The 20,342-nt window shown below is 65.8% G+C and carries 15 protein-coding genes; 7 read left to right on the top strand and 8 right to left on the bottom strand.

Features of this window, described 5'->3' with window-relative positions; all coding sequences use genetic code 11:
- Positions 1-19 precede the first annotated feature (19 nt).
- On the bottom strand, positions 20-2,293 hold the full coding sequence (locus RM96_RS23580) for a TonB-dependent receptor (protein WP_039014115.1): 2,274 nt from the start codon (positions 2,291-2,293) through the stop codon (positions 20-22).
- 342 nt (positions 2,294-2,635) lie between these two features.
- On the opposite strand from RM96_RS23580, the gene RM96_RS23575 reads away from it, so the two are divergent.
- Genes RM96_RS23575 through RM96_RS23565 form a run of 3 tightly spaced genes read left to right on the top strand, consistent with a single transcriptional unit; the run spans position 2,636 to position 5,010 of the window.
- The gene (locus RM96_RS23575) at positions 2,636-3,559 is read left to right on the top strand and encodes a hypothetical protein (RefSeq protein WP_039014114.1); all 924 of its coding nucleotides are present in this window, start codon (positions 2,636-2,638) and stop codon (positions 3,557-3,559) included.
- Positions 3,560-3,564: 5 nt separating this feature from the next.
- Positions 3,565-3,939 (top strand): copper resistance CopC family protein, encoded by a 375-nt coding sequence (locus RM96_RS23570; RefSeq protein WP_039014112.1) that lies wholly within the window; start codon positions 3,565-3,567, stop codon positions 3,937-3,939.
- Positions 3,940-3,957: 18 nt separating this feature from the next.
- Positions 3,958-5,010 carry a copper resistance D family protein gene (locus RM96_RS23565; protein WP_193752516.1) on the top strand — a complete coding sequence of 351 codons (1,053 nt, stop codon included), beginning with the start codon at positions 3,958-3,960 and terminating at the stop codon, positions 5,008-5,010.
- Positions 5,011-5,094: 84 nt separating this feature from the next.
- Here the strand turns inward: RM96_RS23565 and RM96_RS23560 are convergent, their stop codons facing one another.
- Positions 5,095-6,693 (bottom strand): nitroreductase family protein, encoded by a 1,599-nt coding sequence (locus RM96_RS23560; protein ID WP_039014109.1) that lies wholly within the window; start codon positions 6,691-6,693, stop codon positions 5,095-5,097.
- 335 nt (positions 6,694-7,028) lie between these two features.
- On the opposite strand from RM96_RS23560, the gene RM96_RS23555 reads away from it, so the two are divergent.
- The 3 genes from RM96_RS23555 (at position 7,029) to RM96_RS23545 (ending at position 12,315) form a co-directional block, all read left to right on the top strand.
- Positions 7,029-8,024, top strand: coding sequence for a Vgb family protein (locus RM96_RS23555; RefSeq protein ID WP_238587385.1), 996 nt, complete (start codon positions 7,029-7,031; stop codon positions 8,022-8,024).
- Between the two features lie 209 nt (positions 8,025-8,233).
- The gene (locus RM96_RS23550; protein WP_052279699.1) at positions 8,234-11,686 is read left to right on the top strand and encodes an adenylate/guanylate cyclase domain-containing protein; all 3,453 of its coding nucleotides are present in this window, start codon (positions 8,234-8,236) and stop codon (positions 11,684-11,686) included.
- Positions 11,683-12,315 (top strand): HD domain-containing protein, encoded by a 633-nt coding sequence (locus RM96_RS23545; RefSeq protein WP_039014106.1) that lies wholly within the window; start codon positions 11,683-11,685, stop codon positions 12,313-12,315. Before RM96_RS23550 ends, RM96_RS23545 begins: the two co-directional genes overlap by 4 nt.
- Here RM96_RS23545 and RM96_RS23540 read toward each other — a convergent pair.
- The 3 genes from RM96_RS23540 to RM96_RS23530 all read right to left on the bottom strand — a co-directional run bounded on the left by RM96_RS23540 (position 12,296) and on the right by RM96_RS23530 (position 16,757).
- Entirely contained in the window at positions 12,296-13,339 is a 1,044-nt protein-coding gene (locus tag RM96_RS23540) for a patatin-like phospholipase family protein (protein WP_039014105.1), read from the bottom strand. The genes RM96_RS23545 and RM96_RS23540 overlap by 20 nt on opposite strands.
- 146 nt (positions 13,340-13,485) lie before the next feature.
- Entirely contained in the window at positions 13,486-15,132 is a 1,647-nt protein-coding gene (locus RM96_RS23535; RefSeq protein ID WP_052279698.1) for a S10 family peptidase, read from the bottom strand.
- Positions 15,129-16,757 (bottom strand): S53 family peptidase, encoded by a 1,629-nt coding sequence (locus tag RM96_RS23530; RefSeq protein WP_039014103.1) that lies wholly within the window; start codon positions 16,755-16,757, stop codon positions 15,129-15,131. The genes RM96_RS23535 and RM96_RS23530 overlap by 4 nt, the downstream gene beginning before the upstream one ends.
- A gap of 341 nt (positions 16,758-17,098) precedes the next feature.
- Between RM96_RS23530 and RM96_RS23525 the strand changes: the two genes are divergently transcribed.
- Entirely contained in the window at positions 17,099-18,073 is a 975-nt protein-coding gene (locus RM96_RS23525) for a Bug family tripartite tricarboxylate transporter substrate binding protein (RefSeq protein ID WP_039014102.1), read from the top strand.
- A 60-nt stretch (positions 18,074-18,133) separates the two neighbouring features.
- Here RM96_RS23525 and RM96_RS23520 read toward each other — a convergent pair whose 3' ends face one another.
- From RM96_RS23520 to RM96_RS23510, 3 genes are all read right to left on the bottom strand, one after another.
- Positions 18,134-18,355, bottom strand: a complete 222-nt coding sequence (locus RM96_RS23520; protein ID WP_039014101.1) for a hypothetical protein — start codon at positions 18,353-18,355, stop codon at positions 18,134-18,136.
- Positions 18,356-18,516: 161 nt separating this feature from the next.
- On the bottom strand, positions 18,517-19,218 hold the full coding sequence (locus tag RM96_RS23515; RefSeq protein ID WP_193752515.1) for an anti-sigma factor family protein: 702 nt from the start codon (positions 19,216-19,218) through the stop codon (positions 18,517-18,519).
- On the bottom strand, positions 19,208-19,828 hold the full coding sequence (locus RM96_RS23510; RefSeq protein WP_039014100.1) for an RNA polymerase sigma factor: 621 nt from the start codon (positions 19,826-19,828) through the stop codon (positions 19,208-19,210). Before RM96_RS23510 ends, RM96_RS23515 begins: the two co-directional genes overlap by 11 nt.
- Positions 19,829-20,342: the final 514 nt, after the last annotated feature.

Genomic DNA, 20,342 nt, shown 5'->3' with positions numbered 1-20,342 from the left:
GGTCGCTCTTGTCAGGCGCTTAAAAGGAGACCTTGGCCTCGGCGTAGAACGTCCGGCCCGGATACGGGTGGTAGACGTAGTAGCGCTGGTCGGTCAGGTTATCGATGCCAAGGCCCAGACGCACGTTTTTGGCGGGCCGGTAGGTCAGCTTGACGTCGAAGGTCAGGAAACTGCTGGTGCCGCCGAAGGTGTCGGGATTGACGTCCGAATTGTCGAGCGTATTGTACTGCCGCCCGGAATAGGTCATGGCCAGCGTGCCCGCCCAGGCCGGCGTGATGCGATACGTGCCGACCAGGTTGGCGCGCCACTTCGGGATACGGTAGAAATACTTGCCCACCGAGGCCGGGTTGTTGGCATTCTCCAGCGTCTTCGAATTGTTGTAGGCGCCGCTGGCGGCAAGGTCGAAGCCGTTGATGAAGAGGTCGTGCGCGTCGTAGGCCAGCTCGATGCCGCGGGTGCGCACGCGATCGACGTTCTGGAAGCTGGTTACGGTCGGGAACACGGTGGTATTGGTCTGGCTCACCAGCGCGTCGTGGATGTCGTCCTCGTACAGCGACACCCGGAAATGCGATGCGTCCAGCGTGCGCTCGAAGGTCAGGTCCTTGGAGAACGAGCGCTCGGGCTTCAGGTTCGGATCGTTGTTGATCAGCGAGGTGCCGGTAATCCTGCCCTGGAACAGCTCGCTGACGGTCGGGTAGCGATAGGCCTGGCCCAGCGAGAGACGGCCCAGCCAGTCCTGGCCGAACGCCTTCTCCAGCGCCAGCTTGGGCGACCAGTTGGATTCCCTGCGGTCGGGGTAGCCCACGTTCGCGCCGGGCTGGCTGCGGCTGCCGTCGTAGGCGCGCCATTGCTCGTAGCGTACGCCGGGGATCAGCTTCCAGTCCTCGGCGAAATACCAGGCGTCCTGGGCATAGAGCGCCTGGGTCTCGGTCTTGCCGCCAAAGGCATTGTTGAAGGCAGCAATGGTGGCGGCCTGCCAGTCCGAGGTGTTGTAGGTCGTATTGCTCAGCCGGTAGTTGTCATAGTGGTAGCCGAAGGTGACCCAGTGCCCGCCTTGCAGCCGTTCGGGGCGGTAGTCGGCCTTCAGGTCCAGGGTGCGCCAGCCGGTGCCATCCCCGAAGGTCACGGTACCCGGTCCGCTGCCGGCGGTATTGGCGGTGCGGCTGATGTCCTTGCTCACGTCGAACAGCGAAGCCACGCCGGAGAAGTTCCAGCCGGTTTCATTGCGCGTGCGCAGCGACAGGCCGTAGAGCCAGCGCGCGTCCTCGCCATTGCTCGGGGCAAACGCGTTGGCGGGGATCACATAGCGGTAGCCGCCGATATTCACGTTGCCGTTCGAGACCACATTGCCAGCGGCATCGCGCAGGTAGCTGCCGGTTGCGCTGGAGCGGTCCTGCTGCCAGTAGGCGGCGGTGAACTGGGCCTGCAGGGTGTTGGTGATGTCATAGCCGAGCTTGACCTTGAGCTGGTCCTGGACGGTGTGCGTGACGCCCTCGCTGTTCACGCCCATCACCACGCGGTCGGCACCGGTCTGGTCTTTATCGAAAAAGGCGCCGGTGACCGGCTTGTCGGCCGAGCCGGCGCGGGTGGTCGAGCGCGCCGCGGTATAGAAGCTCAGCGGCTGGCTCTTGCTGTCCTGCCGGTCCACGCTCATCAGGTAGGAGAACGCGCCGACGCGGTCACCCACGTAGGCATTGGCGTGAACCCCGTTGAAGTTATCGTGCGTGCCATACAGGCTGAAACGCTGGGTAAACAGCTGGACGCTGGCATCGCCCTCGAACCGCTCAGGCGTGCGCGTGGAAATCAGTACCGTCGCACCCAGCGAGTTGCCCGGATACAGCGCCGAATACGGACCATACAGCACGTCGACGCGCTCGATCTCCGAGGCGTTGACCAGCGACCAGCGCGGCGGAAAGGTGAAGTCCGAACCCAGCAGGTTGGACAGCAGCAGCCCGTCCGCATAGACCAGGCCCCGCGCCGACTGGCGCGAGCTGGTGCTGCGCACCGAGATGATCGAGTTGATATCGCCGATAAAGCGCTTGCGCACCGCGAGATTGGGCGCGTATTTCAGTGCGTCCTCGGTGTTCACCACATTGAAGTCCGCCATCCGGGCGCTGCTGATGCCGTAGGCCGGCGACGGCGTGTTCGGCGGTATGGCCGGCGTTTCGCTGCGGTCGGCCCTGCCCGACACCACCACTTCTTGCAGCGGCTCCGGAGCGGCGACCTGCGCGCCGGCAAAGCCAGGGCCCATCAGCGCTGCCGAGGCGGCGAGCGCAATGCGATTTCTCTTCACTGGAAAGCCTTCTTGTCGTCTTTATGGCTCGTGCCCTGCGCGTCCGGCATCCGGCGCTTTCCTCGTGAGCGCGAGCGCCGCCATTCTAATGGCCCACCACTGCCGGCGGGTGCGACATAGCGACGCGGCGCGCGGAAATGCAGGGGCAGCAACAGTCACCTGGCCACCCGTTCCCCCGCATTTCCCCGTCACGGTGCAGGGCTCCCTCTCTCGCCGCCCGGCTTCCCAAGGCGTCAGGTCTATTGAGCGGCCCTCACATCAGGCTTGCGTGGTATTGCGCGTCGCCTAGAGTGTCAACAGGCAGCGCGCCCTGACTCTTCCACACATCCAGGCCAGTCCGATATGAAACGTACCGCGAGCGCAAGGCTGGCCCTTTCATTGCTGATGCTGGCGGGCGCCGGCGGGTTGTCCAGCGCCCCTGCCCAGGCTCACGGCGTCATCGGCAAGCGCTTCCTGCCCGCGACCATCACGGTTGATGACCCGTTCGTGTCCGACGAAGCGAGCCTTGTGGTCGGCCACCGCAAGCTGCCGCAAGAGGAAAGCGCCGGCGCAGCGGAGATCGATATGACAACGTTTTCCACCGAACTGAGCAAGCGCATCACGCCTGACCTTGGCCTATCGCTGGGGGCCACTTACCAGCGTGTCCGGCCGGACGACGGAACAGGTGCCCAATATGGATTCGATAACCTCGGGCTCGGGCTCAAGTACCAGGTGATCAAGAATGCCGAGCATGAAGCGATCGTCTCCGTAGGCGTCGATGCCGACCTCGGCGGGACCGGCAGCAGCCGGGTCGGGGCCGAGTCCTTCTCCACCCTCTCACCGTCCCTCTTTTACGGCAAAGGCTTCGGCGATCTGCCGGATGCGGTGAAATACTTGCGCCCGCTGGCGATCACCGGAATTGTCTCGCCCGAACTGCCCACGCGACGCTCGGAGCCAGACCGGCTGAACTGGGGCTTTACGGTCCAGTACAGCCTGCAGTATCTCCAGACCTATGTCAGGGATGTCGGCCTGGGCGCGCCGTTCAACCGCATGATCGCGCTGATCGAGGTTCCGGTGAAAACCTGCCTGAGTGGCGATTGCTCGGGCCAGACGACCGGTACCGTGAATCCGGGTGTGATGTGGTTCGGCAAGTATGTGCAGGTCGCCCTCGAAGCGGCTATTCCGCTTAACCGGCGCTCCGGTCACGACGTCGGTGCGTTCCTGCAATTTCACTGGTTCCTGGACGACATGTTTCCCAAGGGAATCGGAAAGCCGATCTTCCCCTGACCTGAATGAAACCCGGACAAATGCGTGCATGCCTGGCGATTGCCGCGCTCCTGGGGCTGCTTGGGTCCCAGGCGGCCGCCGCGCATGCGTTTCCCGAGCAGACGGAACCGCGAGTCGGTGCCGTCATCGACCACGTCCCCAACCAGGTTCGCATCTGGTTTGACGCCGACCTGGAGCCGGCCTTCAGCACGCTGCGCGTGCTCGATGCCCAGGGACGGCAAGTCAACCGAGACTCCGGGCAGGTCAGTGCCGAGCATGCGCGCCTGCTCGAAGCACGGCTGCCGCCGCTGGCGCCAGGCGTCTACCATGTCTTCTGGCGCGTGATCGCGCGCGACGGGCACGCCACGGAAGGCGACTACGCCTTCACCGTGGGGCGATAGGGAATCATGGACCACGCAATGATGGCACCAGCTATCGGCAGCATGGCTGTCACTGCCGCCGACCTGCTCGCGCTCGCCACATGCATCGGCGTGCTGGGGTTCCGCGTCTGGGTGGTCTCGTTCAGAGACGAAATGTCCCGGCATAGCGCCGCCCTCCTGTTGCCACTCTGGCGGCTCCTTGGCATCTGCCTGGCCGTGCTCACCCTGAGCAGCCTCGGCGAACTGCTCCGGCGCGCCATGGAAATGAGTGCGCAGCCGCTGTCGGGAATTGCGCCGATGTTGCCGGCGGTCTTGCTCAAGACCCACTTCGGGCGCGTGTGGTGGCTACGACCGGTTGCCTTGCTGGTGCTCTGGCTGGGTTGGCGAACCAGGCCTCGCCTCGGCTCACCGGGCGTCTCGGCCACGATGCTTGCCGCCGCCTGCCTGATCGCTGCCAGCAGAAGCTTGTCCGGCCATGCCGCCGACTGGGGCGATATCACGCTGCATGAGCTGATGGACTGGTCGCACCTGCTGGCCGTCTCGCTCTGGGGCGGCAGCCTGATCGGGCTCACGCTCGCCGGCTTCGGTGCCTTCACTGCCGGCACAGCCGAGCGGCGCCAGCTGGTCGTCGCCATGGCGCGCCGGTGGTCGGCACTCGCAGGCGCCATGCTGGCGGTGGTTGTATTGACGGGCATCTACAACGCCTGGCTGGAGCTGCAGCGCATCGCTGCATTCTGGGAGACCGCCTATGGCAGGGTGCTGCTGGTCAAGCTGTCACTGGCGCTGATCATCGTCGCGCTGGGCACCATGAACCGCTATCTTGGCATTCCTTCCTTGCGGGCCTGGGCAAGCGGCTCGCCGCCGGGCGACATCAGGCCCTCCGGCCTGCCGGCGATCGTGCTGTCCTGGCTGACGCGCGAGCAGACCAGGCGAAGTAGGCTCGATCCCCTCTTGCGCTTCGTGCGAAGAGCACGACTGGAAGGTGTACTGATGATCGCGGCGCTGCTCTGCGTGGCGGTTCTCCTCAGCCAGATGCCTCCCCGCCATCTCGGCCGGGTGCCGGGCCACGCCGCGCACGGCATGGCTCATTGAGCCGCCGCAGGTGCGTATTCGGCCGGGTGACAGGATGCTCATCGATTCCCGTTGACGGTGCGTCCTTTAGCGCTGCACTTCCGGTCAAGGCTGAACCTCGTAAGGCGCAGACGTCGACAAGCGCTGATCGACCATCGCGCTGCCGACGGTGAAGTGATAAAGGCTTTGCCAGGCGCGAGCCGTGATGCCGAGCAAGGCATGCATCTCATCGTCGAAGAAGCAGCCGATCCCCGTGGCGCGCTCTCCGGCAGCTTCGGCTTCAAGATAGAGCACCTGGCCGAGCACGCCGCATTCCCAGAAGAGATGGCGATAACGCCATGGCTGCTTCAGCGCGATTTCGAAGTCGGCAAGCATCCCCAGCGCAAAAAAGGAATCGGCGGCGATATCCTGATGACAACAGATCAGCCTTGCCACTGCGCGCAGATCGTAAGGCAGCAGCAGATAGAGTGGCAGATCGTCCGGCCCGGTTCTTTGCCACAGCCATTCCGGGCGCATGGCCTGCCTGAGGCCTGGCAGTGCCGCGGCATCTCTCACCAGGACATACAGGCCCGGCTCCAGTTCGTCCACGCGGTGGACCAATAGCGCCGGATGCACGGCAACAGGATGCATCAGCGCATTCCATGGCGGCGTATCGCGACGCACCAGGAGACTTGCCAGCATGGTGTAGAAAGCCGCGGCGCTAATGCGCGCCCTACCGTCGAAGCCCGTGGCGCTGCGGCGCTGCCGGGCGATCCGGGCAAAGCTCAGGTCGAGGGCTGGCATCGCGGGCCACGGGTGCGGTGCCGGATTCAGCGGGATTAGCTCGCGAGTGAGAGGCTTGTGCGTGGCGCGATGGATCGCATCGATGTCCGGCCAGCTTTCATGTCCCGCGCTCAGCCGATTCGCTTGTCCGTACCAGTGCGCCTTGCCGAGAGCCAGCCGCATGCGCTCAAGGTCGGGCGGCGCTTCCGGATTGCCGATCCAGAGCAGGACATCCGGCACCTCTCGCTCGGCAACGCCGAAATCTTCGCCGCGGTCCAGTCCAAGCAATGCTGCCAGGTCATCATCCGCGGCCGCCGCCATCAGCCGCGTCTGCCAGCCGAGAGCCGCCGCGGCATAACTCACCGCAGCGATGGCATGGCCGCAGTCATGCTGGCAGTAGCGCCAGGCGCGCATTCCGTATTTCCACGCCTCGCGCCAGTGGATCGAGCTCAGGCCCACCAGGATACCGCTGCCCGGGAATGCCTCGGGCCATCGTGGATCATCCACGGCAGCGCGCTGTTCGAGCACATGGTCGCGGCTCAGGTAATGGTAGACGCCACCGGATATGCCGGGCAGTACAGGACAAAGCAGATAGCCCTCGGTCGGATGCAGGTTTCCGCTCGATGGGTTGCAGCGCAGTGCCCACCGCTGCGTGCCATACGATTTCCACGCTGACAGGCCGAGCGAAAGCTCGAGCAGGATGGCGAGGGTACGGAGGCTGAAACGCTGCGCGGGCGGCAGGGCGCCACGCCGCAAGTCGTTGTAGCTTGCGGACAAGGTGTCTGCCGCCAGCGGCAATGCGATCCGCGGTGAGCCCTGGAAGACGCGGAACGGATCTGGCTGGGTTGCCCAGTCGAGTCCGGCGGGGCCAGGCGCGTAGCGGTCGACACGGTGCTTGCTGCGTTCGTGATATTCAAGCAACGCTTGTGTGGATCCGCCCATCTTCCTCCAGCACTCCTGCCTGCCGCCCTGCCCCGGGCCTGCCCGGCAATTCCGGAAGGCTTTCGCGGGGCTCAATTCGCACTTTAGGCGGTTTTTCAGGCGTTTGGGAACCGCCGCCGGAAGCCTCGCGAGAATGCAGTCTGCCTTTCTTTCAGCGCTCGCCGACTGGGGGACCCCGGCGGCATTCCCGTGCCCGCACTGCCTCCATTTGTGCCCGCGCAGGCGCCTGATTGAATTTGCTCGCGATGTGCACTAGGTTGTGATGTTTACTGAATACGACACCACCATGAGCCCGCCGCTATGGGGCGCCGATTCATAAGGAAGAAGGGACCGCCATGCGCACACTTGCTCTTACGGTTGCACTCGCTGCCTGCGTTCTGTCCGGAGCCAGCCCGCCAGCTGGTGCCCAGGGCGCCGCGTCGGTGCGCATCCAGAGCTATGCGGTGCCGGCCGGCGCGCATCCGCACGACGTGGCGCCGGCCCCGGACGGTTCGGTGTGGTACACGGCGCAGCCGCTTGGCGCGTTGGGGCGGCTCGATCCCGCAACCGGCAAGACCACCCACATTCCACTCGGAAAGGACGCGGCGCCGCACGGCGTCATCGTCGGTCCGGACGGTGCGGCCTGGGTCACTGACGGTGGCCAGAACGCGATCTTACGCATCGACCCCGCCACGCACGCGCTGAAGCGTTTCCCGCTCCCGCCCGGACAGCCGAATGCCAACCTGAACACCGCCGTGTTCGACGCACGGCAGCACCTGTGGTTTACCGGACAGAACGGCGTCTACGGCGAAGTCGATCCCGCCAGCGGCCGCATTCGCATGTTCGATGCGCCGAATGGGGCCGGGCCTTACGGCATCGCTGTGACACCTGGCGGGGACATCTACTACGCTTCGCTCGCCGGCAACTACATTGCCCGCATCAATACGGCGACCGGCGCCGCGCATGTCATCGTGCCGCCCACGGCGAACGGCGGCCCACGCCGCATCTGGTCGGATTCCAAGGGCACCTTGTGGGTCAGCGAATGGACCGCCGGCAAGCTGGGCGCGTACGATCCGGCCGCGGGCCGCTGGCGCGAGTGGCGCCTGCCCGGCGACAGCCCCCACGCCTATGCCGTATATGTCGATGAGCGCGACAAAGTCTGGTTAAGCGACTGGGGTGCGAATGCCATCCTGCGCTTTGACCCGCAGACCGGCCGCTTCGAAGCGTTCACCAGTCCGCGTCCGCACGCCAACGTGCGCCAGATGCTCGGCCGCCCGGGCGAAGCCTGGGCAGCCGAGTCGGGCACTGACCAGCTAGTCGTCTATCGCTTCGGAGCACGGACGCCGGAGTAGCGCTCGCAGTTGGTGTGCGTTCCCCGGCAGTGCTTCATGCCATCTCCCCCCGGCATGCATTCGGGAATCCATGAGTACCGCCGACACCACAAAGCCCGCTTTTCCGTTGCGGGACGCGAAGCCACCAAAGCGACTGCCTTGCTACAAGCGCCGATTGTGCATCTAATAGTCTGTGAGTCCGAGGTGGATGAAGGCAGTCAGGAGGCGAGATGCGCTGCACGAATTGCGGCTTCGCGAACGTCGCAGGGGCAAACTTCTGCGAGGAGTGCGGGGCGAAGCTTGCGCGCGTGTGCCCGCAGTGCGGCGAGGAGGCCACCCCTGTCGCCAGGTTCTGCCGCGCCTGCGGGTTTGCGCTGGCCGACTCCCCTGCCGCCTCCGGGCCTGCGGCTTCCGCGCCCGTTCACTACACGCCTCCCCACCTCGCCGAACGCATCCTCGCCGAGCAGGCCGCCATGGAGGCCAGGGGCGAGACCGCCGGCGAGCGCAAGACCATCACGGCCCTGTTCGCCGACATGGCCGGCTCGACGGCCCTGACCCAGGACCTGGACCCCGAGGAAGCGCGCCACCTTATCGACCCCGTCGTCACGCTGATGATGGAGGCCGTCCACCACTACGAAGGCTATGTGGCCAAGTTCCTCGGCGACGGCATCCTGGCGCTGTTCGGCGCCCCCATCGCGCATGAAGACCATGCCCTGCGTGCCTTGTACGCCGCGCTGCGCATGCAGGAAGCGATGCGCCGTCACGGCGACCGCATCCGCCTGGAGCAAGGCATACCGCTGCAGATCCGGATCGGCATCCACACCGGCGAGGTCGTGGTGCGCTCGATTCGCAAGGATGACCTGCACACCGATTACGATCCGGTCGGGCACACGATCCACATTGCCTCGCGCATGGAAGGCATCGCCACGCCGGCGTCCATCCTTGTCAGCGAATCCACCCACAGGCTGACCGAGGGGTATTTCGAGTTCAAAGCGCTGGGATCCACCCATGTGAAGGGCGTCCGGGATGCGTTTGCGGTGTACGAGGTGCTGGGCCTCGGGGCACTGCGCACACGCCTGCAGGTCGCGGCGCACCGCGGGCTGGCGAGGTTCGTGGGCCGCCAGGCCGAGCTGGAGCAATTGCACGGCGCGCTGGAGCTGGCCAAGGCGGGGCAAGGGCAAGTCGTCGCCGTGATGGGTGAGGCCGGCGTCGGCAAATCGCGGCTGTTCCACGAATTCAAGGCGAGATCGCAGCAAGGCTGCATGGTGCTGGAAACCTTTTCCGTTTCGCACGGCAAGGCCTTCGCCTACCTGCCATTGATCGAGCTGCTGAAGAACTACTTCCAGATCACCGCGCAGGACGGCGACCGAAGCTGCCGCGAGAAGGTGACCGGCAGGCTGCTGACCCTGGAGCGCTCGCTGGAAGATCACCTGCCCTACCTGCTCTACCTGCTCGGCTCCAGCGAACCGGGCTCGGCACTGCCGACCATGGACCCCGCGATCCGCCGCCAGCGCACCTTTGAAGCCATCGCGCGCCTGCTGGTCCGCGAAAGCCTCAACCAGCCGCTCGAGGTCATTTTCGAAGACCTGCAATGGCTCGACAGCGAGACCGAGGCCTTCCTCCACATGCTCGTCGACTATGTGCCGCACGCGCGGATCCTCCTCCTGGTCAACTACCGCCCGGAGTACTCCCATGACCGGGGCCCCGAAGGTTATTACACCCGGCTGGCCCTGCAGCCACTGGGCCCGGCCGAAGCCCAGGGACTGCTCACCGCGCTGCTCGGGGACGACCGCAGCCTGGCGCCGCTGAAGCGGCTGATCCTGGACAAGACCGAAGGCAACCCGTTCTTTATGGAGGAAGTGGTCCAGACCCTGGTCGAGGAAGCGGCCTTGCTGGGCCAGCCTGGCTGCTACCGCATCGAGAAAGCGCCCGCCCTGCTGCACATCCCGACCACCGTCCAGGGCGTGCTCGCGGCCCGTATCGACCGCCTCCCGCTTGCCCAGAAAGAACTGCTGCAGACCCTGGCCGTGATCGGCAAGGAATTTCCCCTTAGTCTCATCGTGCACGTCACCATGCTGGCGGAAGACAAGCTGCGCGTGCTGCTGGCCGCCCTGCAGGCGGCGGACTTCATTTACGAGCGGCCCGCGTTCCCGGAGGTCGAGTATGCCTTCAAGCACGCGCTGACTCAGGAGGTTGCCGGCAATTCACTGCTTTCCGAGCGGCGCAGCACCCTGCACGAGAGCACCGCGCGGGCTATCGAGACCCTCTTCCAGGGGCGGCTGAAGGACTACTGCAGCGAGCTTGCTCACCACTACAGCCTTAGCGGCAATATCCCGAAGGCTGTCGAGTACCTCCACTGCGCCGGCCAGCAGGCCCTCCAGCGATCGGCCCAGACAGAAGCGATCCGGCACCTGAGCACCGCCGTCGAACTGCTCAAGCGCCTGCCCGACAGCCCCGAGCGGGCGCGCCAGGAACTCACCCTGCTGCTCACCCTGGGCCCGGCGCTGATGGTCACCCGGGGCCAGGCATCGCCGGAAGTGGAAGCCAACTACCGGCGCGCACTGGCATTGTGCGAGCAGGGCAAGCAGACGCCTTACGTCTTTTCGGCACAGCTGGGGCTGTGGGCCCACTATCAGCTAAGCGCACAGTACGAGACCGCACTGCCCCTCGGCGAACGGCTGCTGGCACTCGCGCTCGAAACGCAGAAGCCCAAGCAGCTCGCGGAGGCACATCGCGCGCTCGCCGCCACGACGTTCCGTCTCGGCAGGCTGGACGTGGCCCGCAACCATGCCGAACAGGTGCTGGCATTGCAATGCCAGGAGCCGATGAACTATGACTTTCTCCAGGGCTACGGGCGGGATCCGGCGGTGCATGCCACCAGCACCCTGGGCTGGATCCTGTGGTACCTGGGCTTTCCAGACCAGGCCCGCGCGCGCAGCCAGGAGGCCCTGGTCATGGCCAGGGCACGCCCGGACGCCTACAACCTCGCCCTCTGCCTTATCTTTGCTGCCGAAGTGCACCGGTGCCGCAGGGAAGCCCACCTGACCCGCGAATATGCAGAGGCTGCCATTGAGGTGTCGCGCGAGCAGGGGTTCCCGATCTACCTGGCGTGGGGAACGGCGCTGCAGGGCTGGGTGCTGGCCGGACAGGGGCATCATGATGAGGGGATCGGCCGTATACAGCAGGGCATGGCCGCCTATGCGGCGACCGGCTCGGCGCTGGGAAGGCCCGATTTCCTGGGCCTGCTCGCTGATACCTACGCCATGGCAGGGCAGGTTCATGCAGGCCTGGAGTCGCTGGCCGAGGCCCTGGCGCTTGCACAGGCCAGCGGCGAACAGCTTGACAGCGCGGCGCTGTATCGCCTCAAGGGGGAGCTGATTCTGCGGCAGTCCGGCGAGGCGCGCCGCCCGCGCGCCGGACATGAGGAGGCCGAGGCCTGCTTCCGCGAAGCGATCGCCATCGCCCGCCACCAGGGCGCCAGGTCGCTGGAACTGAAGGCCGCACTCAGCCTCGCCGGCCTGTTGCGCCAGCAAGGAAGGCTGGCGGAGGCGCGCGATGCCCTGGCCGGGATCCATGGCACCTTCACCGAGGGCACCGATACCGCCGACTGGCAAGAGGCCAAAGCCCTGCTGGACGACCTGGCCCGGCAGGACGGCACCGCTGCGGCACGGACGCCAGAATGACCCGGATGCAAGCCCGCTTCCTCGCGCTGTGGTCGCGCTCGGGCGGCACTGACGCGGAACAGGCCTATGCCGACCTGGCCCGCTGCTACGCCGAACCGACGCGGCATTACCACACGCTCCAGCATGTCCGCCGCTGTCTGCGCGACCTGGACTGGGCACGCGCCGAGATACCCGACATCGATGCCGTGGAACTGGCGCTCTGGTGCCACGACGTGATCTACGTCCCGGGCGCGGAAGACAACGAACCACGCAGCGCCGGGTGGCTGCGGCACTGGTCCGGGAACCGGATCGCCGCAACGGAGCGCATCGCCGGCCTGATCCTCGACACCGCGCACGCCGGCATTCCGGCCAGTCTCGCCGGCCGCTATACCGTCGATATCGACCTGGCGGTGCTGGGCTGCACCCGCACGCGCTTTCGCCGCAACGGGGTGCTGCTGCGGGCCGAGCGTCCCGACCTCGATGAAGTTGCCTATGACGCCGCCGAGCGCGCTTTCCTGGGCGCCCTGCTGGCCCGGCCCCGGATCTACCATACCGACCTGTTCCACAACCGCTATGAAGCGCACGCCCGCGCCAACCTGGCATGGCGGCTCGCGCAGCCGGCGCCGGGCCTCAGAGAAACTCGCCCTTGATGTCGATACTCGAACGCTGGCCAATGTTGTCGTAGTTTCCCTTCAACCACGCTTCGGCCTCGGCCCTTCCCTTGTCGCGCAGGAAGCTGAGAAAAGCCCAGTCGGCGTTGTACTTGCTCGACACGCCAAGCGCGGCCATCGTCTCGTCGGAGCGGATCGAATGGATCATCATCTCCTTCATCTCGCCCCGGCCGATCTTGCCTTGCTGGATCAGCGAGGTGACGAAAGCGATGGCGCGCATCTCGCGCATGAGGGACGAATTGAAGCTCAGTTCGCTCACGCGATTGAGGATGTCCGCGGCGGAGGTCGGCACCCCGTGGCGCACGATCGGATTGATGTGGACAATCACGACGTCCTGGGTGTTGCAGTGATAGATCAGCGGAAAGATTGCCGGGTTGCCGACGTAGCCGCCATCCCAGTAATGCTGGCCGTCGATCGTCACGGCCTGGAACAGGGTTGGCACGCACGCGGAAGCCATGACCGCCTCTGCACACATTTCCTCCGCTGAGAAAATGCGAATCCTTCCGGTCTCGATATTGGTCGCACACAGGTAGAGCAGGATCGGGCAATGCTCGCGCAACGCCTCGAAATCGACCTGCTTCTCCAGCACGTCCCGCAGCGGGTTCATGTTGTTGGGATTGAACTGGTATGGCGACAGGATGCGCAGGACGATGTCCGCCATGGCATGCATCGGGGAATGATCGAGCCCAAGCGTATGCGCCCCTTTCAGCCAGGGTACCCAGCGCAAGGGGTTGTAGCGCTCGGCCGATTGCGCAATGGAGAGCCAGAAATCGTGCAGCGCCTGGCGCGCGCCGTCAGGGCCGCCCTGCAGCAACCCACAGGCCAGCACGACGGCATTCATCGCCCCGGCACTGGTTGCGCTCACGCCTTCGATACCGAGCCTGCCATCCTCGAGCAGGCGATCGAGCACGCCCCAGGTGAACGCGCCATGCATGCCGCCGCCCTGCAGGGCGAGCGCGACAGGCTTCTGCTCCCGGTTGTCAGTACCGGTGTGTCCATCCATCCCTGAGCTCCCGGTGGCGTTTCCGGCACAGTCCGAACGTCTTCTTCAGCGCAACGCCGCCAGCGGCCTTCCGGCGGGCCGGCTGGCGTGTCCCGCTACGGAGAAGTGTAGTGAAGAAGAAGCGCTTTGGGAGTACCGGTCGTCAGTCAGGCCTGCCTGGCTTGCGCCACAGACGCCTTCCCGGTCCGCTCCTGCAACGCGAGGATGCGCATCATCGCGGGCCGGTCTGCCACCGTGCGCTCGTACAGGGCGTTCAGGTCCTTCTTCAGCGCCGTGCGCGATCCGGCGTCCAGGTAGACCATGTGGCCGGACGGATAGAAGCGCGCGCTCAGGTTGTTGCGCACGGCCTGGCTTACCAGCGGCATCTGCTGCAGGTCGATCACGGTCTGGTAGAACGGCGTGACGAAGTCAAAGTAGCCGTTGGCGGACAGGACCTTCAGGTCGGGGTTCAGCGCCATCACGGCGGCAAGATCCCCGCCCGTGTAGAGCACCACGTTGCCGCGCGCATCGATGCCGCGCTGCGCGCCGGTGGGATCGATATGGCCGAAATCCCAGTGCCTGAACGCCTGGTCGTTCAGGTCGGTGAAGGCGGAGTTGGAGGTGAACTTCAGGTCCTCGTTCAGGTACTTGTTCCACATTGCCGTGTACTCGCCGCTGATCGCCGTCATGGTCGGATCGTTGCCGCCGGAATTGGGATCGATCTTGCCGGCAATGCCGGTGTTGATGGCGGTGACCCGCCCGTCGTAGGCACCCAGCGCCACGCCCTTCGATGCCAGCAGCGTGCGCAGGAACAGCGAGTTGCCCTGGCTGTCGTAGGCGGCAATATCCAGGCCCCAGGCACTCAGCGTGGCGGTATCGATGCCGGTATAGCCGGAGAGCTTGCGGATCGTGGCCTGGCTGGCCTTGGGGAAGTGTTGCAGGGCGCTGGCGTAGTCGGTGCGCGCGAACTGTGCCACCGCGGCGGCGAAGCTCCCCAGGTCGGCGGGCGCCGGCTTCACGCCGAGCCGCTTGTGATACCAGGCGTCCGCCGCCGCGGTCGGCAATGCGCCCACCGGGTTGCCGGCCTGCGTGTAGTCCAGGATGGACGACTGCAGCGTGATGCCGTTCAGGTCAACGCCGTCCTCATGCAGCAGGTACGCCAGCACGCAGCTGCGGGCGGTGCCGTATGACTCGCCGAACAGGTACTTCGGCGATCCCCAGCGCTGGTTGGCGGTCAGATAGCGCTTGATGAACTGGGCAATCGAACGGGCATCCTGGTCCACGCCCCAGAAATCGGCATTCTTGTTCGGCGCCAGCGCCGCCGAATAGCCGGTGCCGACGGGATTGATGAAGACAAGGTCGCTCTTGTCGAGCAGGCTGTCGGGGTTGTCTTCGATCTGGTACTGCCCGGGCGGCGTGAACCTGGGCATCAGGGTCCTGATCCGCTTCGGCGCGAACGAGCCGAGCAGCACGAACACCGACGACGAACCCGGCCCGCCGTTATAGAAGAAGGTGACTGGCCACTCGCCCGCCTGCGCGCCGGCGCCACGGTCAACGGTGAAGGCAACATAGAACATCCTGGCGTTGGGCAGCGAACTGCTCGCGTCAACCGTCACCAGGTGGCCGGCGGTAGCGGTATAGGCCAGGCGCCGCCCGCCCAGCACGATGCCGTGATGGGTGATGGCGCCATTCTCGGTGGCATCGGTAACGGCATCCTGCGGCCCGTTGCCATAGGCAACCGGGTCGAAGAACGGCTGGTCATGGCTGCCACGCAGTGCCACGGTGGTTGGTTTCGCCTTCCTGGCGGGACTCATGGTTTGCCTCCCAATGCCTGCACCAGCTTCGCGCCATCCGGCACGCCCCAGCCGGTGCAGGCATCCCAGCCAGCCTTGGCGGCAAAGCGCCCGTCGAGCAGGCCTTCGGTGTCGTTGTTGCCGGTCACGATATCCCGCAGCACGCCCGCGGGGCCGAACTTCTGGTAAAGCAGCGCGTTGAAATTGCCGACACGCGCGCCGAGCCGCGCATTGGCGCGCGCCAGCAGGGCAGCCCACAGCGGCGCGGCGGCGCTGGTGCCGCCGACCACACCGTAGCGGCCGCCGGACATGACGAAATAGCCGGTCTGCGGATCGGCATTGGCCGCCACGTCAGGAATGCCGCGGCCGGCAAAATTCCCCGGATTGATGGACAGCGGCACGACCCCGTCCTGCCATGCCGGGCGCGGCGTAACGTCGCTGATGCCACCGCCGGTGCCGCTGCCGGGGCCGTTGTTCCAGACCACCTCGGTCACGTGCGTGGCGCCGCGCGCGCTGGCGGCGACATGCAGCGTGGTGCCGCCCACGGCGAGCACATACGGACTGGTGGCCGGGAAATTGACGTGCGCCCTGCCGTCCCGGAGCTGCGCCTCGGCGCCATCGTCGCCGGTTGCCACGCATACACTGATGCCCAGCTGCGCCGCGGCAAGCAGGCTCTGGTTGACGTGCACGATGGCTGCCGGCGACCACAGGATGCCATTCGAGAACGGCTGGTTTTCATCCCAGCCCCAGCTGATCGACACCACCGATGGCCGATGCGTGGTGTCATTGATCACGGCGTTGATGGCGTCGATCACGCCCTTCTCGTCGAAGGTGGAGAAGTACACGGCAATCCTGGCCCCGCCCGCGAGCGCGCCGGCAACCTCGACATCGAGCATGACTTCGCCGGTCGCTTCCGGCTCGGCCAGCGGATCGGTCGCGACACCACCGAGGGCGATGACGCTCACATCCGGCTTTGGCATGCCGATGCGCCGGAAATACTCGGAGAGCGCTTCCTCTTCCACGCCGCCGCCGAATTCGAGCAGTGCGATGCATTGCCCATGCGCATCGGCATCGGGAAAGCTGTAGATCGGTGCCAGGTCCGAGGGAACGAACCACGGGTGGCTGGCCTGCGCCAGGCTCGCACGCGTGGCAGTGCCCAGGCGCGGCCGGCGCGACAGCACCGCATGGTTGTTCAGGCCGAACACTCCCGTGATATCGCCCTGCAATTCCGCGGGCACCGACACTTCCTGCGTGCGCGCGTGGAAGCTGCCCAGCTGCGCCTGCGTATAGTCAAGCAGGCTCACGCCGAACGCCGCGTTGATATTGGCAACCGTGCCCGCCAGCTCCAGCGTGGCCGTGGCGCGATCGTCGCGCACCACCACGAGGTGATGCGAGGTGGCAAAGAACTCGATGCGCGTGATCGCAGCCGGGTCCGAGCCGTAGTTGTCCTGCAGATCCTTGAGGGTGAGGTAGTGGCGCCGGGCAGGCAGCTGCGGGTCAAGGGCCGTCAGCCCGGGCAGGGCACGCTTGCGGCGCACGCCGATGGTCAGTGCCAGCCACTGATGCGGATTGGTCGCGCGCAACGCGCGCGAGCCGGGTGGCAGGTGATGAATGCTGTCGGGCAGCAGCGCGCGGTCTGGCGCCATGTGCAGGATCTCCCCCGCCGGCCTCGTGACGAGTGCCGCAGCCGGCCTGAATCCGATAGTTCATCGTAGGTGAGGAGCCCTGTACGCGCCGGTAAATCCGGTGCATATCTCAGTTGCGATTTACGCAGCCCAGGCGCCGCATGTGGACCTCGAGGCATCCAACCCGGCGGCAGGCGGCGAGGCTCCGCACGCTGCCTGTCTGCGTGTCCGGACATCTCGTCATGGTTTTCCCCACTGATGTGAATCTGCCGCGCATCGGATAAATCGGTACCGCTGAAACTGCCGGCCGCCTTTCGTTGAGGCTGGCAGGCGCAGGTAGCCCGTCACTGTGGAGATAACCGATGATCAAGTCGTTGGCAGCAACCCTGTTTTTCGCGTGCTGCAGTCTGTGCGCCATGGCGGCGGACGCGCCGTACCCGGCCAGGCCGATCACCTTTATCGTGCCTTATCCGGCCGGCGGCGCGCTCGACACCGTCGCCCGCGCCATGGGCGAGGAAATGGGCAGGCAGATGGGGCAACCGGTCGTGGTCGACAATCGGCCGGGCGCGGCCGGGATCATTGGCACCAACGCCGTGGCAAAGGCACAGGGTGACGGCTACACCGTGCTGGTCACCATTACGCAGTCGATCCTGAACAACCAGTTCCTCTTCTCCCGGCTGCTCTACGACACGCGCAAGGAGCTGGCGTTTCTCGGAGAAATCGCCACCGGCAGGCTCGTGCTGGTCACCAGTCCCGGCGTTCCCGTGCACAACGTCAGGGAACTGCTGGCCTGGTCGGAGAATCGCAACAATAAGCCGGCCTATGGCTCATGGGGTATCGGCTCGTACGGCCACCTGACCGGCGCCTACCTTGGCAAGTCGCACAACCTGAACCTGACGCATGTGCCGTACAAGGGCGAGGCGCCGATGGTGCAGGACCTGATCGGGGGCCAGATCACCTTCGCATTCGCGTCCTATGCCACGGTGCTGCCCTTCATCGAATCCGGCAAGCTGCGCGCGCTGGCGGTCACAGGCGACCAGCGCGCCGAGAAACTGCCGGGCGTGCCCACCCTTGCGCAGGCAGGCCTGAGCGAACCGGAATACAAGGTGACCGGCACCATCCAGATGCTGGTGCCGATCGGCACGCCGGCACCGGTCCAGGCGCGGCTGGAGAAAGAAGCGCGCACCGCGCTGCAAGCCACGCGGGTGCGCGCGCGCATGCAGGTGCTGGGCGTGGAGCCGCTTGGGGTGGATGCAAAGGTGGCCCGCCAGAACTTCGATGCGATGTACCCGGTGCAGCAGAAGCTGATTGCGATGACCGGCGCGAAGCTGGACTGAATGGGAGGCCGGGCCGCTGCCACAACGCACAGGCAGGCGGCCCTGAACATTGGCAGCGTCTCAGGCGCCGTCGGTGAACGGATCGCGCGGGTCCGTGACCTTCTGGCCGTCCGTATAGACATCGGCCTTGCCCGACTTCGCGCCATCGGTAAAGGGATCGCGAGGCCCGGCAACGTGGGTACTGCAGTCGGCGCAGGTATTCTCGGTGCGGCCGGCGAATGCGTAGGATTGGGCTGCGAACGATGCCAGCGCGGCGGCGGCCAGGGGGATGAGGAATTTCATGACAATCTCCGGTTGCTTCAGGTGTCAGGCCCCGAGCCTGTCGCCACGAAGGCAGGGCTCTGGTCCGCACGACGCCCGGGACTCCGTGCCGGTTCGGGATCCGGAGGAGCGGGTGCGCCGTGCACTAGTAAAACGCTGGCGGCACGGTGTTTATTCCCGCCCTATTCACCTTGCTCGCCCCGAAGCGCCTGCACGAAGGCTTGCAGGTGTTCGGGCTCTGCGTCGGTGATGGCCCAGAAGGTCATGCCGTTGTGGTGCCAGCGGGCGTTCGCGTAGCCGTCTGCGGAATAGGCGGCGGGCGCCAGTTCCCCGTGCGCCGCGGGAAGGATGTACAGATCGATCGGATGCTTCTGGTAGCGGTAGATCAGCACACCAACCGTGCGGCGGTCGATATAGTCGACCCGCCCGCCTTCCAGCGGAAAACCTTGCGCCGCGAGGTCGATTACCGGCGGCGCATAGTCGAGCCGGCCGTTGAACCACGGCTTCACGGTGTGCTGGTCGGTCGATACCACATCGATCGGGTGCTGCGACAACAGTGCGCGCACGTGGCTCGACACGATCGACTGCCCCAACATATCGGCTTGCGGCGGATGCGCCAGCATCAGCACGCCAAACACCAGCGCAGAGGCCGCCATCCCGGCAAGGCCGCCGCCGGCCCACGCCAGCGCGCCGCCCGCGGGAAGCGCAGGCCATGCGAAGCGGGCCCATGCGAAGCGGGCCCATGCGAAGCGGGCCACGCGGGCGCGAGGCTCGCGCGGCAGTCCGGCCAGCACGCGCGCAGGCAGATGAGGCGGCGCGCGATGATAAAGCGATCCGTCATGCAGCATGCCTTGCAGCGAGTTCTCCATCGCATCATTGTCCATGGTTCGCTCCTGACGAATGACCGGCTACCGGCATCTGGCGCAGTCCGATGCCGTTGATGTCCCCGCGTGCGCGATCCTGTTCGGCGCGCACCGCGGCACAAAGCAGATGGCGCGCACGTGCCAGGCGCGACATCACGGTGCCGATCGGCACGTCGGCAACTATGGCGATATCGCGATAGCTCATGTCCTCAAGCTCGCGCAGGACAAGCACTTCCCGATAGACCACCGGCAAGCGCCCGAGCGCGCCGTGCACCAGCTGCACGTCATCGCGCCGCACCGCGAGCGTCTCGGGGTTGCAGCCGATATCGTCGACCCACCCCGGCAATCGTTCGTCGCCGTGCAATGCTTCGTCATACGGCGTGCCATCGCCTGCGTCGCGCCGTCTGCGCCATTCGCTGAACCAGGTGTTCCTGACGATGGCCAGCAGCCATGCGCGCGCGTTGTCGCCGTGGAAGCTATCGAAGAAGCGGAATGCACGCAGGTACGCGTCCTGCACGATATCGTCCGCGTCGCTTGCGCTGCCGCTCAGCCAGCGGGCCAGGTTATAGGCCGCGTCCAGGTGCGGCAGCGCCACTTCTTCAAAGCGGCTGGACTTCTCGGTCGCGATCACGGTGCTCTCCTGTTCCTGGCACAGGTAGAACTGGTTGGGGGCGGGATTTATTCCCGAGATTTTGGGTTTTTATTGGGTCTGTGGCGGATTGCGGATTTGGTTCTTGGCAGGCGTGGCCGTTTCGCCGGCGTAGCCGGCGACCTACTTTCGGTCGCGCCCGAAAGTAGGCAAAGGGCGCTTTCTTGCCTGCCAGGCGGGAGTCTTATCGTAGTCTGCCTGCGTTTTTGTACGGGTATACGCTTCAGGGCAGAACTAGACTGCCTGCCGCGCAGATCGCCAGGGGCAACGCCGGGAACAGCGCTGTCCTCCCGACCTCGTGAGAGCGGAGTGGCTCCGTGATCGAGCGGCGTGCCTGCGGCAAGCGTTTTTAGCCCACAACCGTGGTGCGCGATTCGCGCTGCATATCCTGACGGACATCAAGCTGCGTGCCACTCCGCTCTCACGAGGTCGGGAGGACGGCCTGTCAATGCCTCGCGCCGTCTCGTCCCAACGCGGCAGGCATCGTAGCTATGCC

Source organism: Cupriavidus sp. IDO (assembly GCF_000812465.1).
Taxonomy (GTDB): domain Bacteria; phylum Pseudomonadota; class Gammaproteobacteria; order Burkholderiales; family Burkholderiaceae; genus Cupriavidus.
The sequence above is the reverse complement of the archived record's forward strand: the minus strand, read 5'-3'. Positions and strand labels throughout refer to the sequence as shown.